The 15,707-nt window shown below is 37.7% G+C and carries 13 protein-coding genes; 3 read left to right on the forward strand and 10 right to left on the reverse strand.

Annotation, left to right across the window (positions count from 1 at the left end; genetic code table 11):
- Positions 1–8: 8 nt before the first annotated feature.
- The 3 genes from G504_RS0113810 to G504_RS0113820 form a co-directional block, all read right to left on the reverse strand.
- Positions 9–1,253, reverse strand: a complete 1,245-nt coding sequence (locus G504_RS0113810; RefSeq protein WP_019670782.1) for an McrC family protein — start codon at positions 1,251–1,253, stop codon at positions 9–11.
- Positions 1,250–4,015: an McrB family protein gene (locus tag G504_RS19290; RefSeq protein WP_019670783.1), complete on the reverse strand. Its 2,766-nt coding sequence runs from the start codon at positions 4,013–4,015 to the stop codon at positions 1,250–1,252. The genes G504_RS0113810 and G504_RS19290 overlap by 4 nt, the downstream gene beginning before the upstream one ends.
- A 120-nt stretch (positions 4,016–4,135) precedes the next feature.
- Positions 4,136–4,588: a 5' nucleotidase, NT5C type gene (locus G504_RS0113820; RefSeq protein ID WP_019670784.1), complete on the reverse strand. Its 453-nt coding sequence runs from the start codon at positions 4,586–4,588 to the stop codon at positions 4,136–4,138.
- A gap of 266 nt (positions 4,589–4,854) precedes the next feature.
- Here G504_RS0113820 and G504_RS0113825 point away from each other — a divergent pair, with 266 nt between their 5' ends.
- Genes G504_RS0113825 through G504_RS0113835 form a run of 3 tightly spaced genes read left to right on the forward strand, consistent with a single transcriptional unit; the run spans position 4,855 to position 9,619 of the window.
- Entirely contained in the window at positions 4,855–5,865 is a 1,011-nt protein-coding gene (locus G504_RS0113825; protein WP_019670785.1) for a helix-turn-helix transcriptional regulator, read from the forward strand.
- A 50-nt stretch (positions 5,866–5,915) separates the two neighbouring features.
- A complete protein-coding gene (locus tag G504_RS0113830; RefSeq protein ID WP_019670786.1) occupies positions 5,916–8,441 on the forward strand; it encodes an N-6 DNA methylase in 2,526 nt (841 codons plus the stop codon).
- Positions 8,438–9,619 (forward strand): hypothetical protein, encoded by a 1,182-nt coding sequence (locus G504_RS0113835; protein WP_019670787.1) that lies wholly within the window; start codon positions 8,438–8,440, stop codon positions 9,617–9,619. Before G504_RS0113830 ends, G504_RS0113835 begins: the two co-directional genes overlap by 4 nt.
- Positions 9,620–9,819: 200 nt before the next feature.
- On the opposite strand, the gene G504_RS18770 is transcribed toward G504_RS0113835, so the two are convergent.
- From G504_RS18770 to G504_RS0113875, 7 genes are all read right to left on the reverse strand, one after another.
- On the reverse strand, positions 9,820–10,560 hold the full coding sequence (locus G504_RS18770) for a DUF5131 family protein (RefSeq protein ID WP_019670789.1): 741 nt from the start codon (positions 10,558–10,560) through the stop codon (positions 9,820–9,822).
- Positions 10,550–11,248 (reverse strand): NUMOD1 domain-containing DNA-binding protein, encoded by a 699-nt coding sequence (locus tag G504_RS0113850; RefSeq protein ID WP_019670790.1) that lies wholly within the window; start codon positions 11,246–11,248, stop codon positions 10,550–10,552. The genes G504_RS18770 and G504_RS0113850 overlap by 11 nt, the downstream gene beginning before the upstream one ends.
- Positions 11,238–12,620, reverse strand: a complete 1,383-nt coding sequence (locus G504_RS0113855; RefSeq protein WP_019670791.1) for a primase-helicase family protein — start codon at positions 12,618–12,620, stop codon at positions 11,238–11,240. Before G504_RS0113855 ends, G504_RS0113850 begins: the two co-directional genes overlap by 11 nt.
- A gap of 169 nt (positions 12,621–12,789) precedes the next feature.
- Positions 12,790–13,542, reverse strand: a complete 753-nt coding sequence (locus tag G504_RS0113860) for a hypothetical protein (protein ID WP_019670792.1) — start codon at positions 13,540–13,542, stop codon at positions 12,790–12,792.
- Positions 13,523–13,804, reverse strand: a complete 282-nt coding sequence (locus G504_RS19895) for a hypothetical protein (RefSeq protein WP_019670793.1) — start codon at positions 13,802–13,804, stop codon at positions 13,523–13,525. Before G504_RS19895 ends, G504_RS0113860 begins: the two co-directional genes overlap by 20 nt.
- A gap of 44 nt (positions 13,805–13,848) precedes the next feature.
- A complete protein-coding gene (locus G504_RS0113870) occupies positions 13,849–14,823 on the reverse strand; it encodes a DUF3871 family protein (RefSeq protein WP_019670794.1) in 975 nt (324 codons plus the stop codon).
- A 3-nt stretch (positions 14,824–14,826) separates the two neighbouring features.
- Positions 14,827–15,681, reverse strand: a complete 855-nt coding sequence (locus G504_RS0113875; protein ID WP_019670795.1) for an AAA family ATPase — start codon at positions 15,679–15,681, stop codon at positions 14,827–14,829.
- Positions 15,682–15,707: the final 26 nt, after the last annotated feature.

The raw sequence follows: 15,707 nt of genomic DNA on the forward strand, positions 1-15,707 counted from the left end.
AAAAGTGTTTAATTGTCTAAAAGATCCATCACTTTCTCCCCTATAGTGTCATCTAATTGCCCTGTTTCAGCATCTATAACTGAAACAAATCCCATCTTACAATAATGATTTATTTCATCTAAGCTTCCCTCAATGTTCGCGTAATCATCGGTTTTATATTTAAAAAAACTATTATTTATTGTTTCTCCTGGATATAATAACAAAGCTTTTTCAGCATTCCAGAAACGGCAGTAGGCATACATTTGACGCAAGTCATGGATAGAGGCCGCACTGTTAGTAGGACGCTTCCACTTGGTATCAATTATATAGGTTTTAGCCCCCCTACATAAGACAATATCTGGCCTTAGAGAGTTATATCCCCAGAATGGCTTTTGATCATGAGCGGTAACCTCTATGCCAGTACCCTCACTGGCTTTTCTTAGCATTTTAAAAACATATTCTTCCCAGAGCGCATTCATGTCAAATAATAGAGAAAGCATTTTTCGCTTACCTGAGATAATATCGGGCGAGTAATTCAGGATAATCAAACGTGCCAACTCTATAGCATAGGTATATCCTTTGGATTTTCGATCCAAATGAATCTTTTGAAGGAGGTCTTCCGTTATTTTTCTTGGAGTCAATTCTGGAAAGGCAAATTCAATACGTTTGCAGTGATCATATAGTCTCGTGCCTCGGGTAAACTGATCCACAATTTGAAGGGCCACTAACAAAACTTCATGGATTAAATGATTGGAATCATATACCTGGTGGGTAGTGAAGAACCGCTCTTTATGAACTAGATTTTTTTGGATCTGCCCAGCAAACTCTAGTTTGCCCTTTAAGGCCCTTACATTATTAGTGCGTTTGCGATATTGCTTAATAAGACCTCGGCGAATCAGGCCTTCAATCTCCAAGAGGTAAAGTTCAAAATAGACCTCTAATAAATTTAAATGTTGCCGTTTAACTCGAGCAGGTCCCGAAGAAGATGCTTTAAGCTTTCCACAGGCCTTAAGCATTCCCAGCAGTACTCCCTTCCACCTATTACTGTCATCATTCTTGTCTGCTTTGGGATTTATTTCAATACTAAGGCCATCTACCTGGATAACACCAACATATTGATTGAACTTTATTCCTTTTGCAATAGGCTGAAAATACTTGCCTTCATGAAGATCATTTAATTTTAATAGTGCATCCAGATGGCTTTGGGTAAATCCCTGCTCTCCTACTTTCAGGCGCTCATGCTCAAAGACCGATATTTTTTTAAACGCCTTCAATCTGTTTGTTCTTCTACTTCAGATTGTTTGTTTCTCAAAAGGATCTCTAAGGCCTTACTTATGTTATCCTCCGTGATTTTAACCAATGTGTAGGTATCATTTTTAAAATCATCCTCATTCTCATATTGGAAATCCGCAAATTTAATCTTTTTGTTGTCTTTTTTTTGGATAAACCCTTTCCCTAATACCAGGCCAATTTTACCAAAGTCTCCATAGAAGTATTCTTGGAGTAAAGGAATGACTTTGTTGTTAAAGGCATCTACTAATTCTTGTTGGTTGGAGATCTCTAAAAAGTAGGAGTGGCCTATGGTGTGGTCGCGATCTACTAGAAGTTCTATACGCTCATTCATAACCGTCAGTAATTCCTTCAAATCAATACCTCCAACGCTCTTACCTATAAGCTTCTCAGGATCGGGCATAACTTCCTCAAAAGAGAACCGTCTTCTTAGTGCTGTGTCCAGCGCCTCTACACTTCTGTCTGCGGTGTTCATGGTGCCATAAATGTCCAGGTTCTTGGGAACTCGGAAAACCTTTTTGGAATAGGGCAGCAAGGTACTTAATTGATTATCAGCCCCCCATCTTTTATCCTTCTCAATTAAGGTGATAAGTTCCCCGAATATTTGAGCGATATTCCCTCTGTTGATTTCATCAATAAATATGGCATATTGATTTTCTGGATCTGCTTCAGCCTTACGGCACAATTCTTTAAAAACCCCGTCTTCAATTGTATAATTCAGGTCACTAACCTCCTCACCGTCTTCAGGAAGAATAGGCTTAATCCCTTCTATAAAGTCCTCATAGGAAAATGACTGATGGAAAGTAACAAATCGATATCGTTTTATTTCTTTGTCAGGATCAGGATTAAATTCCTCTACTGATTTTTTAACTTCAAATATTTCGGGAATTAATTCTCTTAATTGATCTTCAACTACCTCCCAAGTAGAGTCTTCATGTTTATAAAACAAAGAGGGGTCTCGGCGTTTTTTAACATGGACATTTGGACACTCTTCTACTGTGTGTGCTTGAAGGTTACCCCAAAGATTAGCCCTAATATTTTTTGCTTGAGAATATTCCCTTTTTTTTAGAATCCACGGATGTTCCATTATATTGGAAACAGTGGATCTTCCTAAATCCAATAAGGCAATTGCTAAACACTCGTGCCAACCAATATTTTCCACCACATATTCAAAATGCTTTTCTTTTGAAATAGAGGTTTCCTTAGATGTGTACTTGTCGAAATACTCTTGTTTTAATCGGAATGTTTTTCCTGTGCCTGGAGGGCCATAAAAAATGGTGTTAACAGGTTGTTTCATATCGCTAATATCTGGTTGGTCTCCTTTTATGATCCCAGTAAATTTTTCTCTAAATGATCTATCAAATACGGCATTTTCAAATTCTTTGTTGGTATGTTTGCTATAGCTTGATTTATTAGTTCTATTTAGTTCCTGTTCGAAACCATTGAATATGGATTCTTTGTCCTCTTTGGAAAATTCTATAGAATTAAAATATGTGAAAAAGGGAAAAGGACGATTTCCTGAGAACTCCTCACTATGAGATCTGATTTTGTCAATAGAAAGCACTCCGAATTTTCCTCTTTTATTAGATTTATGTAATACCCAAGAAAGGCGTTGACCAATAGTGAATGCGAGATTATTGTTCGATGTGCTGTATAGTAATCTAGTGTCCCTTTTCTTTATTTGATATTTATTTAAAAACTCAAATAAAAATGAAAAGTAAGTAGCTAGGTCATCAGGACTGTATTTTTCTAATATATCAGCAAAAGCTTCTTGATCTTTATGAATTGGGGTTGTGTCTAAAAATTGAATGTATGAACTTACAGCAGCAGAATAAAACCCTTTTCGCCCATATGATGGGGATTTCTTATAAAAATATCTCCCATTTGGTTCTTTTTGTTTTGCAATTAAGTCCTCATAAAGATCGTTAAGGAAAATATTATCTGTTACAGTAAATAATTCCTTTTTTAAAATTTTAGACAAAATATCTAAGGCTTTAATATAGGAGCTTGAAGTTCCATTACTGATTTCAAAATTTTGTGCTAACCAAGCGCTAAACTCTTTTCTGTAGTTCTTAATTTCTTCCAATTCATCGTTATAGTACAACCATATAAAAACGCCCAGTTTCCAATAATCCCAATTTTTAAACTCTTCCCGTGATCTTAAAAATTTATTGCTTTCATAATTAACCTGAATAACATTTCCTGATTGTAATTCAACTCCTTTAAGCTCAATATCATGCGCAAATTCCAATATTGTCTTAGGAGAGCCCATTGCAATAAATTTCTCAGGGTAATACATTGACATAATTTTCTGGAGAACATCATTCCGAATAGGAATATTAATGTCTTTTATTCCTTCTATTTGATCCTTTTCAACCAAAGCAAGAGCGGTTATTATTCCCTTCTTAATTGTATTAAAGTAATTCGCAAGCTCCTCCCCTAACAATTGTTTCTTATTCTTGCCATATCCAACATAGTAGTTATTGTCTTTAGTTGCTTTCCACAAACCATATTTAAATGCATTACCACCCCCTATTCCGAACAAAATCTTTTTAAATTCCAACCAGTAGCAAAAACTATTCTTGTTTCCTGCCCCCTGAACATAATTGTCAACTGTTAAATCTTTCAAAGAATTAAGAGGAAACTTTTTTATGAACTCTTGACGACTATTTTCACCTTGATTTGACCATCGAACTTCATCCAAATTAAATGTTTTGGACTTCTCAATTAAGTGTTCTAAACTCATAATAGACTAATTTTAATTAGTATGCTACCGCAATTTCCCATTATCAACTTTTTCAGGAAAACCTTTATTTATTCTGCTTCACGTTATATTATTTGACAGTCATGTACTACACTTCCATATTTATCTTCTTTGTCTCATATAATCCATCACTGCTGGCCAATCTGGAAAGAGTTCAGACTTAAAATGTATCCATTCTCCCTGAAAATCTTTAGCCCCGTTTGCATCCCTATCATCAATCAAATAATCCCCAAGATTTAGGTGTTTGTTATGCGATAAGATTAGGCGTTTGTAGGCAGGTTTCCCTAAGTATTTTTGAACCCATTTTACCTTATCGCTCCAGGCGCTATGGTTTTTCCAGGGCGCAGTTGACAAGATATAGGTGTTAAACCATTCACTAAGTTGGGCATAACTTTCAATTGCCTGCTCCAAGGGTGGCATTAATCCAAATATTCCAGGGATTTCATCCGGGTCATCGCCATAGGCTTTTAAAATTTCAGGATCCACTTTGGACATACCTGCTGGCAAATTGACTAGCACGTTGTCCATATCAACATAAAGGATTTTTTTTGACATATGAAAAGTTTATTTGGAATGATCATACTTTTCAATTGCTACATAAGAACAATAACATTGTCAGTACTAACTTCTTCCGGTATAATAGTAAAAGTAGATATTTTATATCCTTGAACTATGATAAATCTCATAATATGGTTTTTGGTATTTTAATGATTCTGCGCAAAGTTTTGAAGAGAGCGTCTTCTAATGACTGTTGTAATAAAATAATAACCCGTGCAGCTATAGTGCACATTACTTTTGTACCTTGCAAGAAATGCTTTTAGATGGCCACCAATAAGCACGCTTTAGTTAGATATCATAAGCTGGATGAATGCTTCAGCAATCCCGGTAGAAACTATGGGATTCCGGAACTTATTGAGGCATGCAATGCGGTGTTGACAGAAATGGATCCAGACACCAAAGGAATTAGTAGGAGACAAATCTATGACGATATTGCCTTTATGGAATCCTCTCAGGGATGGTCCGTAGAGCTGGAAAAAATAAGGGAGGGGAAGCGTGTTTATTACCAGTATTCCGATCCCCATTTTTCCATTAAAAATCAGATGGTAAACCCTATGGAAGCAGAGCAATTACGATCGACTTTTCTGGTATTAGCTCGTTTTAAAGGGATGCCTCAGTTTGAATGGATTGAGGAGATGCAGGTACGCCTAGAAGATGCTCTGGGGCTTAAAGAAACTACCAAATCCATTGTTGGATTTCAGCAGAATCCCTACTTAAAAGGATTAAGTTATTTTAATCGGTTATTTAATGCCATATTTAATGAGCAGGCCTTGCAGATCACCTATCAAGGATTTAAGCAGGAGGAATCATCCGAATTTGACTTTCATCCCTGGTATTTAAAACAATATAATGACCGGTGGTTTTTATTTGGCATACGTGATGGTTTTGAATCACTAACGAATCTTGCGTTAGATAGAATTATCCATATTGAAGATAGTTCCGTGGCCTTTGTGCCCAATACAAAATATGATTTTGAAGAGCTTTTTGAAGATGTAGTCGGAGTCTCTGTAAATCCAGATGAGGCCGGTAAAAAAGTTGTGCTCAAAGTCGCCTTAGAGCAATGGCCCTATATAAAAAGTAAGCCCATTCACGGCTCACAGAAGATAAAGGAGACAATGGAAGATGGTATTATCCTGGAATTGGATGTGCAACTAAATCACGAAATCATTGCGCTATTATTTTCTTTTATGAATACGGTGGAAGTCCTTAAACCAAAGGAATTACGAGATCATTTTAAGGAAATTGCATTCAATTTATATTCTAAATACATTTAGAGCAAATACATACTCATTTAAAAACAGAATGTTTTACAAATCAAGAGCCAGTGAATAAGGAAGATTTAAATGGAGTTTATAAGATTCTTAGGAACACACTTGACATTGTTCGTGGGTCAATAAAAAGTTCAGATTATGACATAATTCTATATCTGCTTATCACCTACCGAGATAAAATACTTACGGGCGATATATTCAAAGATTCTAAGTCATTTTTAAAGGCTTTTGCAGTAAATCAAGATAACCGTCGCGAAGGTAATTTGGATTATCAAATTTCTTATTCGTGGTATAATGAAAAAATTATTACGCGTCTTGGCTCGGAGAAGACATGGGCCATTTATGAACATTTCAAAAATTTAGATAACTATTTAGATGATTTTTCAACCGTTTTTGAAATTTTTCTTAAAAACATTCTTGACGAACACATTTGGGGAGAACACTATCAACCGTTAGAGTTAACAAGATTAGTTTTAAACTTGGCTTCTCCTAAAAAAGGGTCTAAAGTCTTTAATCCCTTTGCGGGAACATGTTCTTATGGTGCCTACCTCGATAAGGAGATGCACTATTACGGTCAAGAAATTGATGAGAAAACATGGGCTTTGGGATTGCTTCGGTTAAAGGCTCATGGAAAATCTGATAAGTTCATATTAAAACATGAGGATTCAATAAAAAAATGGCCTAAAGAAGAAGACAAGTTTGATTTAATTGTTTCGACGCCACCTTTTGGATATAAGGTTCGACCAATGGGTTTTGATATACCAGGGATAGAAAATCACATCATAGATGTGGAACAATTCTTAGTTGAAAGAACTATAGGGATATATCGAGAAGATCAATTAAGTAATAATGGCACAGGTATATTTATTTTCAGACATAACTTTATTTTTAGTAATTATTATAAAGAAGATAGAAAGTACTTAGTTGACAATGATTTAATAGACACTATTATATCATTCCCTGGAGGAATTTTTTATCACACAGCCTTGCCATTTGTAATTTTTGTTATAAACAAGAGCAAAAAGAATCCTGGCTATGTAAAATTAGTAGATGCTTCAAGGTTTATTAGAAAGGAAGATAAAAGAAGGCGGGTAATAGATGACCTTGAATTACATAAAGCAATAAATCTAGAAATTCCTGATAAGGACTTTATTAGAGTTGTTTCCAATGAACAGCTTGAAACATATAAATATAATCTGAATGTCCCCAGATACTTTATCCCCAAGATTGAAAATGGGATTAAGCTTAAAAACTTTTTGACCCTTTTGCTAGGAGAGAAGGTCCATGAAAATGAAATTCATAAAATCGTCGGAATTCGGGATCTGATAGGTACAATTGGAGATCCAATCTTAAAACTGGAAAATCTAAAAGAGAGTGAAATAAAGCATTTGCCCTATAAGAAAATTGATAGATCTTGTTTGTTAATCTCCTTGGTAGGGGATGAACTGAATCCAACCTATTTTGAATATAAAGGGGATCCCATATTTACAGATCGCTCCATTGCGTCCTTTCTTGTTGATACTAAGAAAATAGACCCTTTATTTCTTTTTTTAGAGTTAAAGGCTTCATATGTGATAGATCAATTAAAGGGATATCGCTACCAAGAAGTAGGCCCCAAGCGTTTAATAGTAGAAGATTTTCTAAATATTCAACTAATACTGCCTACCTTATTAGAACAAAAAGCTAAAGTTCAGGGCTTTAAAGAAGTTACACAAAAGATTAAAACTCTTGAAAAGGAGAAGCAAGCCATAATTAAGGGTCAAGAAAGAATCATTTATGAACAATCTGCTTCATTGAAGCATGCTCTTGGAAAACCCATGTTAAATATTAACTCTGCAATTAGATTGCTTGAGAAAACCTTATCCAAGAAAATGCCTAATTGGCAGGGATTTAAGTTGTCTGATGTTAGTTCAATCACCTTACTTGACACAATTGAGGCTATCAAATTCAATTTAGATCAAATACACAATTTATTGGATAGGAATACAAGCGAGTTTGATGTAAATAACTATAAACTAGAGCCTCTTGATATCGTCAACTTTCTAAAGAAATATGTGAAATCTTTGAAGGTTTCACTCCCAAAAAATGTCACGGTAGCACTTAGAGAAGATAATGATATTAAGGAGTATTTTAATTCCAAGGTGATAATCAATGGAAACAAACAGCTGCTGGAAACACTTTTTGATAACATTGTCGAAAATGCTCAGCGACATGGGTTTGTGGATGATAGTAAACATTATAACCTTAGCATTGATTTGGAGCTATTCTGGATGGACAGTGAAACAGATTCCTCGGAAATAGAATTTTCTCCAGCGCTCACCGATATACGAATTAATATTACCAATGACGGTGTGCCATTTCCCGAAAATTTTGGAATAGAGAAATATATCAAAAGAGCTTTCCACGCTGGACAAACCGGAAACACCGGCGAAGGGGGATACCAGGTTAATGAAATAATTAAGTATTTAAATCATGGGGAAAGCACCTTACATATTGATACGCTTTTAGGAGATTTACCTCATGTTACTCTGACTAGTCTTTTCTTCGGTTTTCCAATTTTAAATATACCAAAACAATGATAAACGTACTTTGGATTGATGACGAACACCAGGAAAAGGAAATGGACTTCTTTAAGTTAGATGCCCAACAAGAGGGTATTAATCTAATAGGTTATACATCATTTGAAGAAGGATTTGAAAAGCTCGAATCCAATCTAAATCGCTTTGATTGTATTCTTCTCGATGGATTGTTTTTTGAAAAGAAAAATCAAGTTAAAGGTACAGAAGATGTCATTGGATTGGGAAAGGCCATAGGTCGAATTAATTCCCTAGAGTCAAAAAAAGTATTTCCCTGGTTTGTGCTTTCTGGGAAGGACAAGTTTACTAAAGGAGAAAATGACCTCTTAAAGGCTAACAAAGCCAAATGTTTTGACAAAACGAAACCTCAGCATCTTGAATTGCTGTTTAAAGCAATTAAAGATGCAGTTTCTAATCGGGAAGATTACCAGTTAAAACTAAAGTACAAAGCCATTTTAGAGATAACCCAAGACGAATATTTGGGAAAAGAGCACTATGAACGTCTTTTAATTTTAATTCGACATTTAGAGGGATCCCAAAAAATTGAAAATTCAGAGGATCAGTTGAATTCGCTTAGGAAGGTTATCGAATCTGTTTTTACCAAATTAGGAAAAATGGGAATTATTCCAGAAGAAATACTCCAACACAAAGGATGGATTAATGGATCTAGTCTCTTCCTTTCTAATATGCATTCAGAATATGAGCACTTAAAAGCGTTTGTTTTGCCAGTAATTGGTGAAAATATCCATAGATTACTAAATATTGTTCAAGATGGAGCCCATTCGGAAGGAAATTTAAGACTCAAAGTAGATGAATATCTAAATAGTTCTAAATCGGATTATTTATTTAGAAGTTCTGTTTATTTATTATTTGATGTTCTTTTATGGTTTAAAGGATTTGTAGATAAACATCCTTATAGAGATTCTAATCTAACCCTATGGGGAAAAAAGAACATATCTGAGCATGGCGAGAACGAATGGATTGAAGGAGAAATATTAGAAGTAAAGGTTAATGGTTGGGGTACTTTTAAGCCAAATGATTCTTACAAAACCATCGGGATACCCCCATATATGATAGAAGACAATGATTTTAAAGAAGGAAATGGTGTCAAAGTAATTACCGAGCCCAGTCCTGATGGACAAAAGACTTATATCAAGGAAATTTTACCAATAACGGAATAAACATTTACAAGAATATATTCCATGATCATGACCAAAGCCAATATCAACTTCGAAAAGGTACTCTGGGATGCTGCTAACGAATTACGTGGTGCAGTGATGGAGGAGGCAAAAGGGCAAAATAGCGATTGGAGCGCCTGATTTAGGCAATAAAAAAAAGCCGCACATGCCGGCTTTTTTTTGTGATTGGAAGTTTGAACAACTCACCTAACGAATCCTTTGGGAAACTCACGTACCTTAAGTTCTTCCGGAAAGTAATCCAGATCACCGCCATGACGATCCTTATGCCCTAATTGTTTGGCTAGATACGTACCCATCTGCTTTACGAAAACAGGAACATCATGCTTCTGAGCGTCTTGCAGCAGATCCAGTGCCCACGATAACTCCATAGGCCTGTAGCGGTATTTTCCGGTTTCATTGCCACTCTCCCCACCAATGATAATCCAATCCATGCTGCTCATGGAATCCGTCCAAGTAATAGGACCCAGCAGCGGCTCGAAACTGACAAAGGTAGTTAAGGGTATCTCCTGTAAATAACTCAATCGATCCACATGTTTTTGGGATTCTACCGTTACCCCCAGCCAAACGTTCCTGAAATTCTCCAGATCCTTGGGTAGGTGATCCTTGATGCGCTCTGGTCGTTTAGTTAGGATCTGATACATATGCTGTGGGGTTTTTCGGATTATATCCCAGGCATCATCTCGGAATCCATCCGCTTTATCAATAAACCAATCCGACCAGGAGCAGGTAAAGATTAAACTCCTTTCTGGCACCTCATAAGGATACGTAAACTTAGTTTTGCTTCTACTGAAAGTATTTCCATCCTGACCATACATCTCTCGATTGCGGTACATATAGCAATACTTGCATCCATCTGATACTTTTTGACATCCATACCAGGGGTTCCAGGTATGATCTGTCCATTCAATTTTACTATTCTCCATAATTTCTTTTATTTAAAATTTCAACATCATTTAATTTGTTCTCATATTTCCATCTGTAGCCTCCCGATTGAGGGCGTTCACCACGGCATACTCGGGCAATACAAGTCTTGCTAAGGCCTGACTTCCTGCTCGCCTCAGCCACAGATTTATAATTGGCTACCATATGGCCATCCAGTGTAAGTTGAACCACAGGTTTCTTACGCTTATCAGGGATTTCATTATATCTTTCTGCCTTCTGATAGCTCCAGAAGTAACCCTTGCATGTGCGATTATACCCCAGGCAGGCATTGCTGATAGAGGTTTTTTTTGCCTCCACAACTTTGGCAGCTTCATCAAGAGAGTGATAGACCCCATTTAAGAGCCCATCAGATGTGCTATATTGGTAGATTTCCTTTTGGAAACCTCCAGCCCTATCCTGGTTGAATCCACTGGTATTGCTGCTATATTTAAGAACATACGCACGCTCCTTTTCGGCCAGTTCATTGGCGTTGTCTGCGGTATCAATCTGCTCCCAGGTAAATGCTTCTGGGCTAAACGTGGCAATGGCCTGGTGAAAATAGTGTCCCGTTCCTTTTTCCGCCTTTTGTTCGTGGTCCTGACGGCGCTCTTCCAAGCTTTTGGTAGTAGCCCCTACGTACACCTCTCCGGTAGGCTCACAGGTAACCTTATAAATGATTTTAGTTGCCATTTTTCACCTCCTTTCGCTTACTTAAGTAGAATAGATATTTGGCTCCGCTGGACTTATCCGCATAATCCAATCCTTGCTGTCTGCAGAGTTCCTTGGTCCATTTGGTGAACTGATGGGATGAAACGCCCCTAAGGTGAGGAAATTCTTTATTGAACTTTTGAACAAGAATGGGCTTATCAAGCCACTTGTTTAACACAAAGTGCTTTTTAGAAAAGACCTCAAACTCGGGGTTGGTACTGTTAATAAGCCGGTTTTGCTTAAGATTGAGCGGTTCAGCTTCAATGAGTCCCTTTCTAAGAAATAGCTGCAGGCATTCCATCATAAACAGGTCAAATTTATTCCATTGCTCTTCACCCCAACCCGTAAAAAACAGATCGCCATATTCATCCAGGGGTTGGTGTTTCTCGCTAAAAAAGTTGGCAAGTTCAAACTCATAGCGCCGTCTCAGATCGGAAGGGCCTCCAGTACCCTTGACGATATAGTTGGAACTGATCATGAATTTGGGGGCCTCCTCTGGGCTTAAGTGGATTTCATCCCTGCGCTTTTTTTCAATAACAACTCCAGATGTGGTCATGGAATACAATTCCTCAAGGGAGAAATCACGTCCCACATCATCATAACAGACTATATCGGTAGTGATCTGAATACGCTGATTTTTAAACCAGGAACCGGTTTTGAGGTTCTTGCCCTCAACAAAGACCAGGTCTCTGCAATGTGAAAGCGCTTTAGCAATAAGGCTTTTCCCCGTACCTCCATTGGCCGTACCATCAAAAGCAATCTTTTCATCAATAAGAATAACCGCCTTACATAGATTCGGGTTGTTATGGCGATGCAGCAGGTAACCAATGGCTGTCTGCAGGGCTCTAAATCGTTTTGTATCCTGCTTGGACAGCTTGTAGATAAAGTCCCGGAAATGTCCATTAGAATCAACTGGTTTGCTGTAATCCCGGTTTAAGAATCGCTTACTCCATACTGGATGCGTAATGTTCTTGTAGTCAATAGCCTTGATTTCTTTTGGAGTAATCCGAACCGCCTGATTTTTATAATACAGCCAGGCTTTATTTGGATCTTCCTTATCTGAAAACCCCTTTATTTGTGGCAGCAAGTCATACTTCCGGCCATTTAAATAACCTCCCAAACCCTTGGTGTATTTCTCCAGAACCTCGGGTTCATTAATGCTTATCAGGTAGTCCTTTACACAGTTTACCAGTTCACTTTCCGATACCTCGGTAATCACATTGTCAATTAGCTTAACTAAGATGTGCACTGATGACCCAACTTTAAGTTTTCCGTATCCGCTCTTGGCCAGAAATTCAATTAATTTGAAATGGAGGATTTCGATTTTTCCATCCTCATTCTTTTTGTAAAACATAATTTTTTAATTAAAACATTAATACTCACTTGATAATGCCGGCCGACATTTCTATCACGTAAAAGTATTAAATGAGATATCTATATAACAGAATATCAATGCTTTGCGTGGGGTCAAAAAAAACCCCACAAATGTGGGGTTAGTATTTTACAATGGCACGGAAATTGATTCAGAGGCCAAATATTTCATTCAATTTTGTGGATGGTGTTTGGTGTCCCAGGTCTGTGCGTGTTTTTCCAATTGTATTTCGAGAATTTGTCATTATCCGATATCTATTAGTTTTTTTGTCCCAATACATGAAGTGCATATCCAGTTGATGGCCTAATTCCCTATCATTAACTACGTCTGGACTTAAAATGTTATGCTTGTTGAGATGGCTGAATAAAAGACAGACCTCTTTTTTCGATAATCTAAATTTCAGTTTATTGGCTTCCAGGTCCTCATAAATTTTGGGTTTGAAAGCGTTTATATACTCTATTTCCTCAACTAAGATTTTGCTGAATTCCTTTACTATGGGATTTTGCTGACCTAGATTATGTAACTCACCTTCACAATTTTCCAAAATAGATACTTTTTCTTCTAAATAATAGTATCTGGAATCTGGATTTTGCATGCATGGAGTTTCTAAAAACCTTTTCACCTCTTTACGAAAAGAATGCAGGCTTAACTTTAGACACTCTAGGAAATAATCCTTATAAAAATTGACAACTTTTCGATAAGATTCATCTGGGTACCTATCCACACCACCAGGAACGAAAACTTTTCCTGGACCGAATATTACTCTGTAATCATTATTCTGGTTGGGAAATTCATTTTGTTCAGCTTCGTTTAGTTCTAATGTGGTTACAATAAAATCGTTCTTCAATATTCTGATAAACGATTCTTGAAATAGTGATGATAAGTCAGTGGAATGGAAAATCATTTGAGATTGGTTTGTTTAACACGATATCAAAATAATGATAATAATAAGGTTTATGATCAATAATGTAAATTGTTTTGCCCCGAGTAGACAACTTTACTGAAGTTGCATTTACCAGCGATCCAAGTGACAACTTACCAACTTTTTTGATCACTTTCAAGGTAATGGGGGTATAAAGAATTTTTAGCTTACCTTTCGAAGTAACCACCCAAATACTATTTGGATTAATATAACCAACGGTATATTTTAATTCTTCTTTAGTCATACCAATAAGCCCGAGTTTCCCCGGGCATTTTAGCTATTATATAGTTATTGCCAGTAAAAACATGGAAGCGCATTTTCCTTTGAATTCTGCAGCATTTGAACAAAGTCGTATGCCTGTACCCCACGTTCAAGAAAAGCATCGATATAACTGCTTTGATTGGCTCGGGTAAAGAGATTATAAAGCTTCCAAAAACTCAAGTCCTCTCCATCCTCCCTGGCATGATAGATATCGTGATAATATCCATGCACTACAGCATTCAATTGGGTATCTGTAAGTCCCAGTAAAGGGGTGTCTGCCAGCTGCTGACTAGGTGCATGCTGATACATCCTGAGCCTGCCTATAAGATGTGCAAACTCCTTTTCCGATAATCCAGTATTGCCAAGGGCTGCAAGGCCCTTTAAGTGCTTTTGCATGGTATAGCCTCCTATAAGCTCCATAACGCGATGTTTTAGTTCTTCCAAAGAGCCCGCTTTTAGTTCTCCAGCCATTCCATCACTGGAAACCATCAGGTTGGTACACACCATATTTTTAAAGCCTATAAAGACCTTAAAACGCTCCAGGGATTTGCCTTTATACAGGTTCTCCTGGTTATAGGCGCGCACCCCTCCCAGGGTTAGCTTTAATGGATTGCCCCCTACAACCTCAGAAATGGTTGGAATCTCAATTACAAACATCATGCGCTGGTAATAGATCGTTTTTTCATCGGGCTTTAGTTCCCTTACTGGTTTTCCTATAGCCGTGGGCACTCGCCCTTTAATTACATGGCTTACCCGTATTTCTGGATCACTAATGGTATGCCCGCTAAAAAGCTTTTGAGCACAGTCCCCTGTGGCCTCCACAAACTCCTGGTGTGCTATGGTACACTCGTTATCCTTGGCAAAAACCGGGACAGTACAACCATTGCTTAGGTGTGATAAACTCACCCCTTTGGTATTGGCTTTTATAAAAACAGAGGAGTCTTCGTGCTCCTGACCATTTAAAGCTGGCGCCGCCAGCTCGTTACTATTTAAGATCTCCATTTGCTACTGGGTTTTAGTTTCTACAGGTGCTGCGATGTCCTCCTTTTCCAGCTGATCCAGGCGGGAGCGCAGATCTGCTTTAATCTGCTGCTGGTAATCTGGATGCTCCATATAGATATGGCGTAGTTCCTCCTTGGATTGTGCGTTATTTATCAACTCTTGAATCTTAGCCCGCTTCTCATCCTGGCTACACCAGGCTTTAAGTTTTTTGCCGGTAGCGGCGTTGATCACAAATTCAGGCTTGTTCATGAAAAGCCCGGTTCTATCTTTTGAGGCTTTAGCCAAGTGATTTTCGTTAATCAGCTCCAGGTTTAAGGTAAGCTCATATTCAAAGCCCTCACGGGTCAGTTCCTTGGTTCCATGTTTAACGACCTTGGTCCGGCCTTTGGAAGTAGTATCCAAAGAATAATCCACTTTTCTTCGGGTAGTTGTTATTATGTGGGCATTGGCATGCAGCAATTTCTCAATAAAAGCCTGGTGCCGTGGAGTTACTTTAGCCCAATCCTGGAATCTTCCCCCTAGCTGTTCATGAATTTGAAGACAGCCGCCTTCCCCTGTCCACTCATGGGATATACTATCGATGATAATCACCTCCATCCCTTGTTTTTCACATAAGGATATGGCCTGGATATATTTCTCAGGCGGATAGGGACCGTCCAGTACCAGAATATTAAAAGGTCCTAGTTCTGCATAGAGACTTGCAGAACCATGTTCGGAATCTATTATGGCTATTTTGGAATAGTCGCCGGTGATTCCATGGGCCAGTTTGAGGGCAGAATACGTCTTGCCAAAGCCGCTGGCCCCGGAAATACCTATGCGCAGCTTGACATCCTGTCGTCTTGCTTGTTTTAGTTTCATATTGTTTTGATTAATGCGTTAATGAT

Source organism: Eudoraea adriatica DSM 19308 (assembly GCF_000382125.1).
In the GTDB taxonomy this organism is placed as follows: Bacteria; Bacteroidota; Bacteroidia; order Flavobacteriales; family Flavobacteriaceae; genus Eudoraea; species Eudoraea adriatica.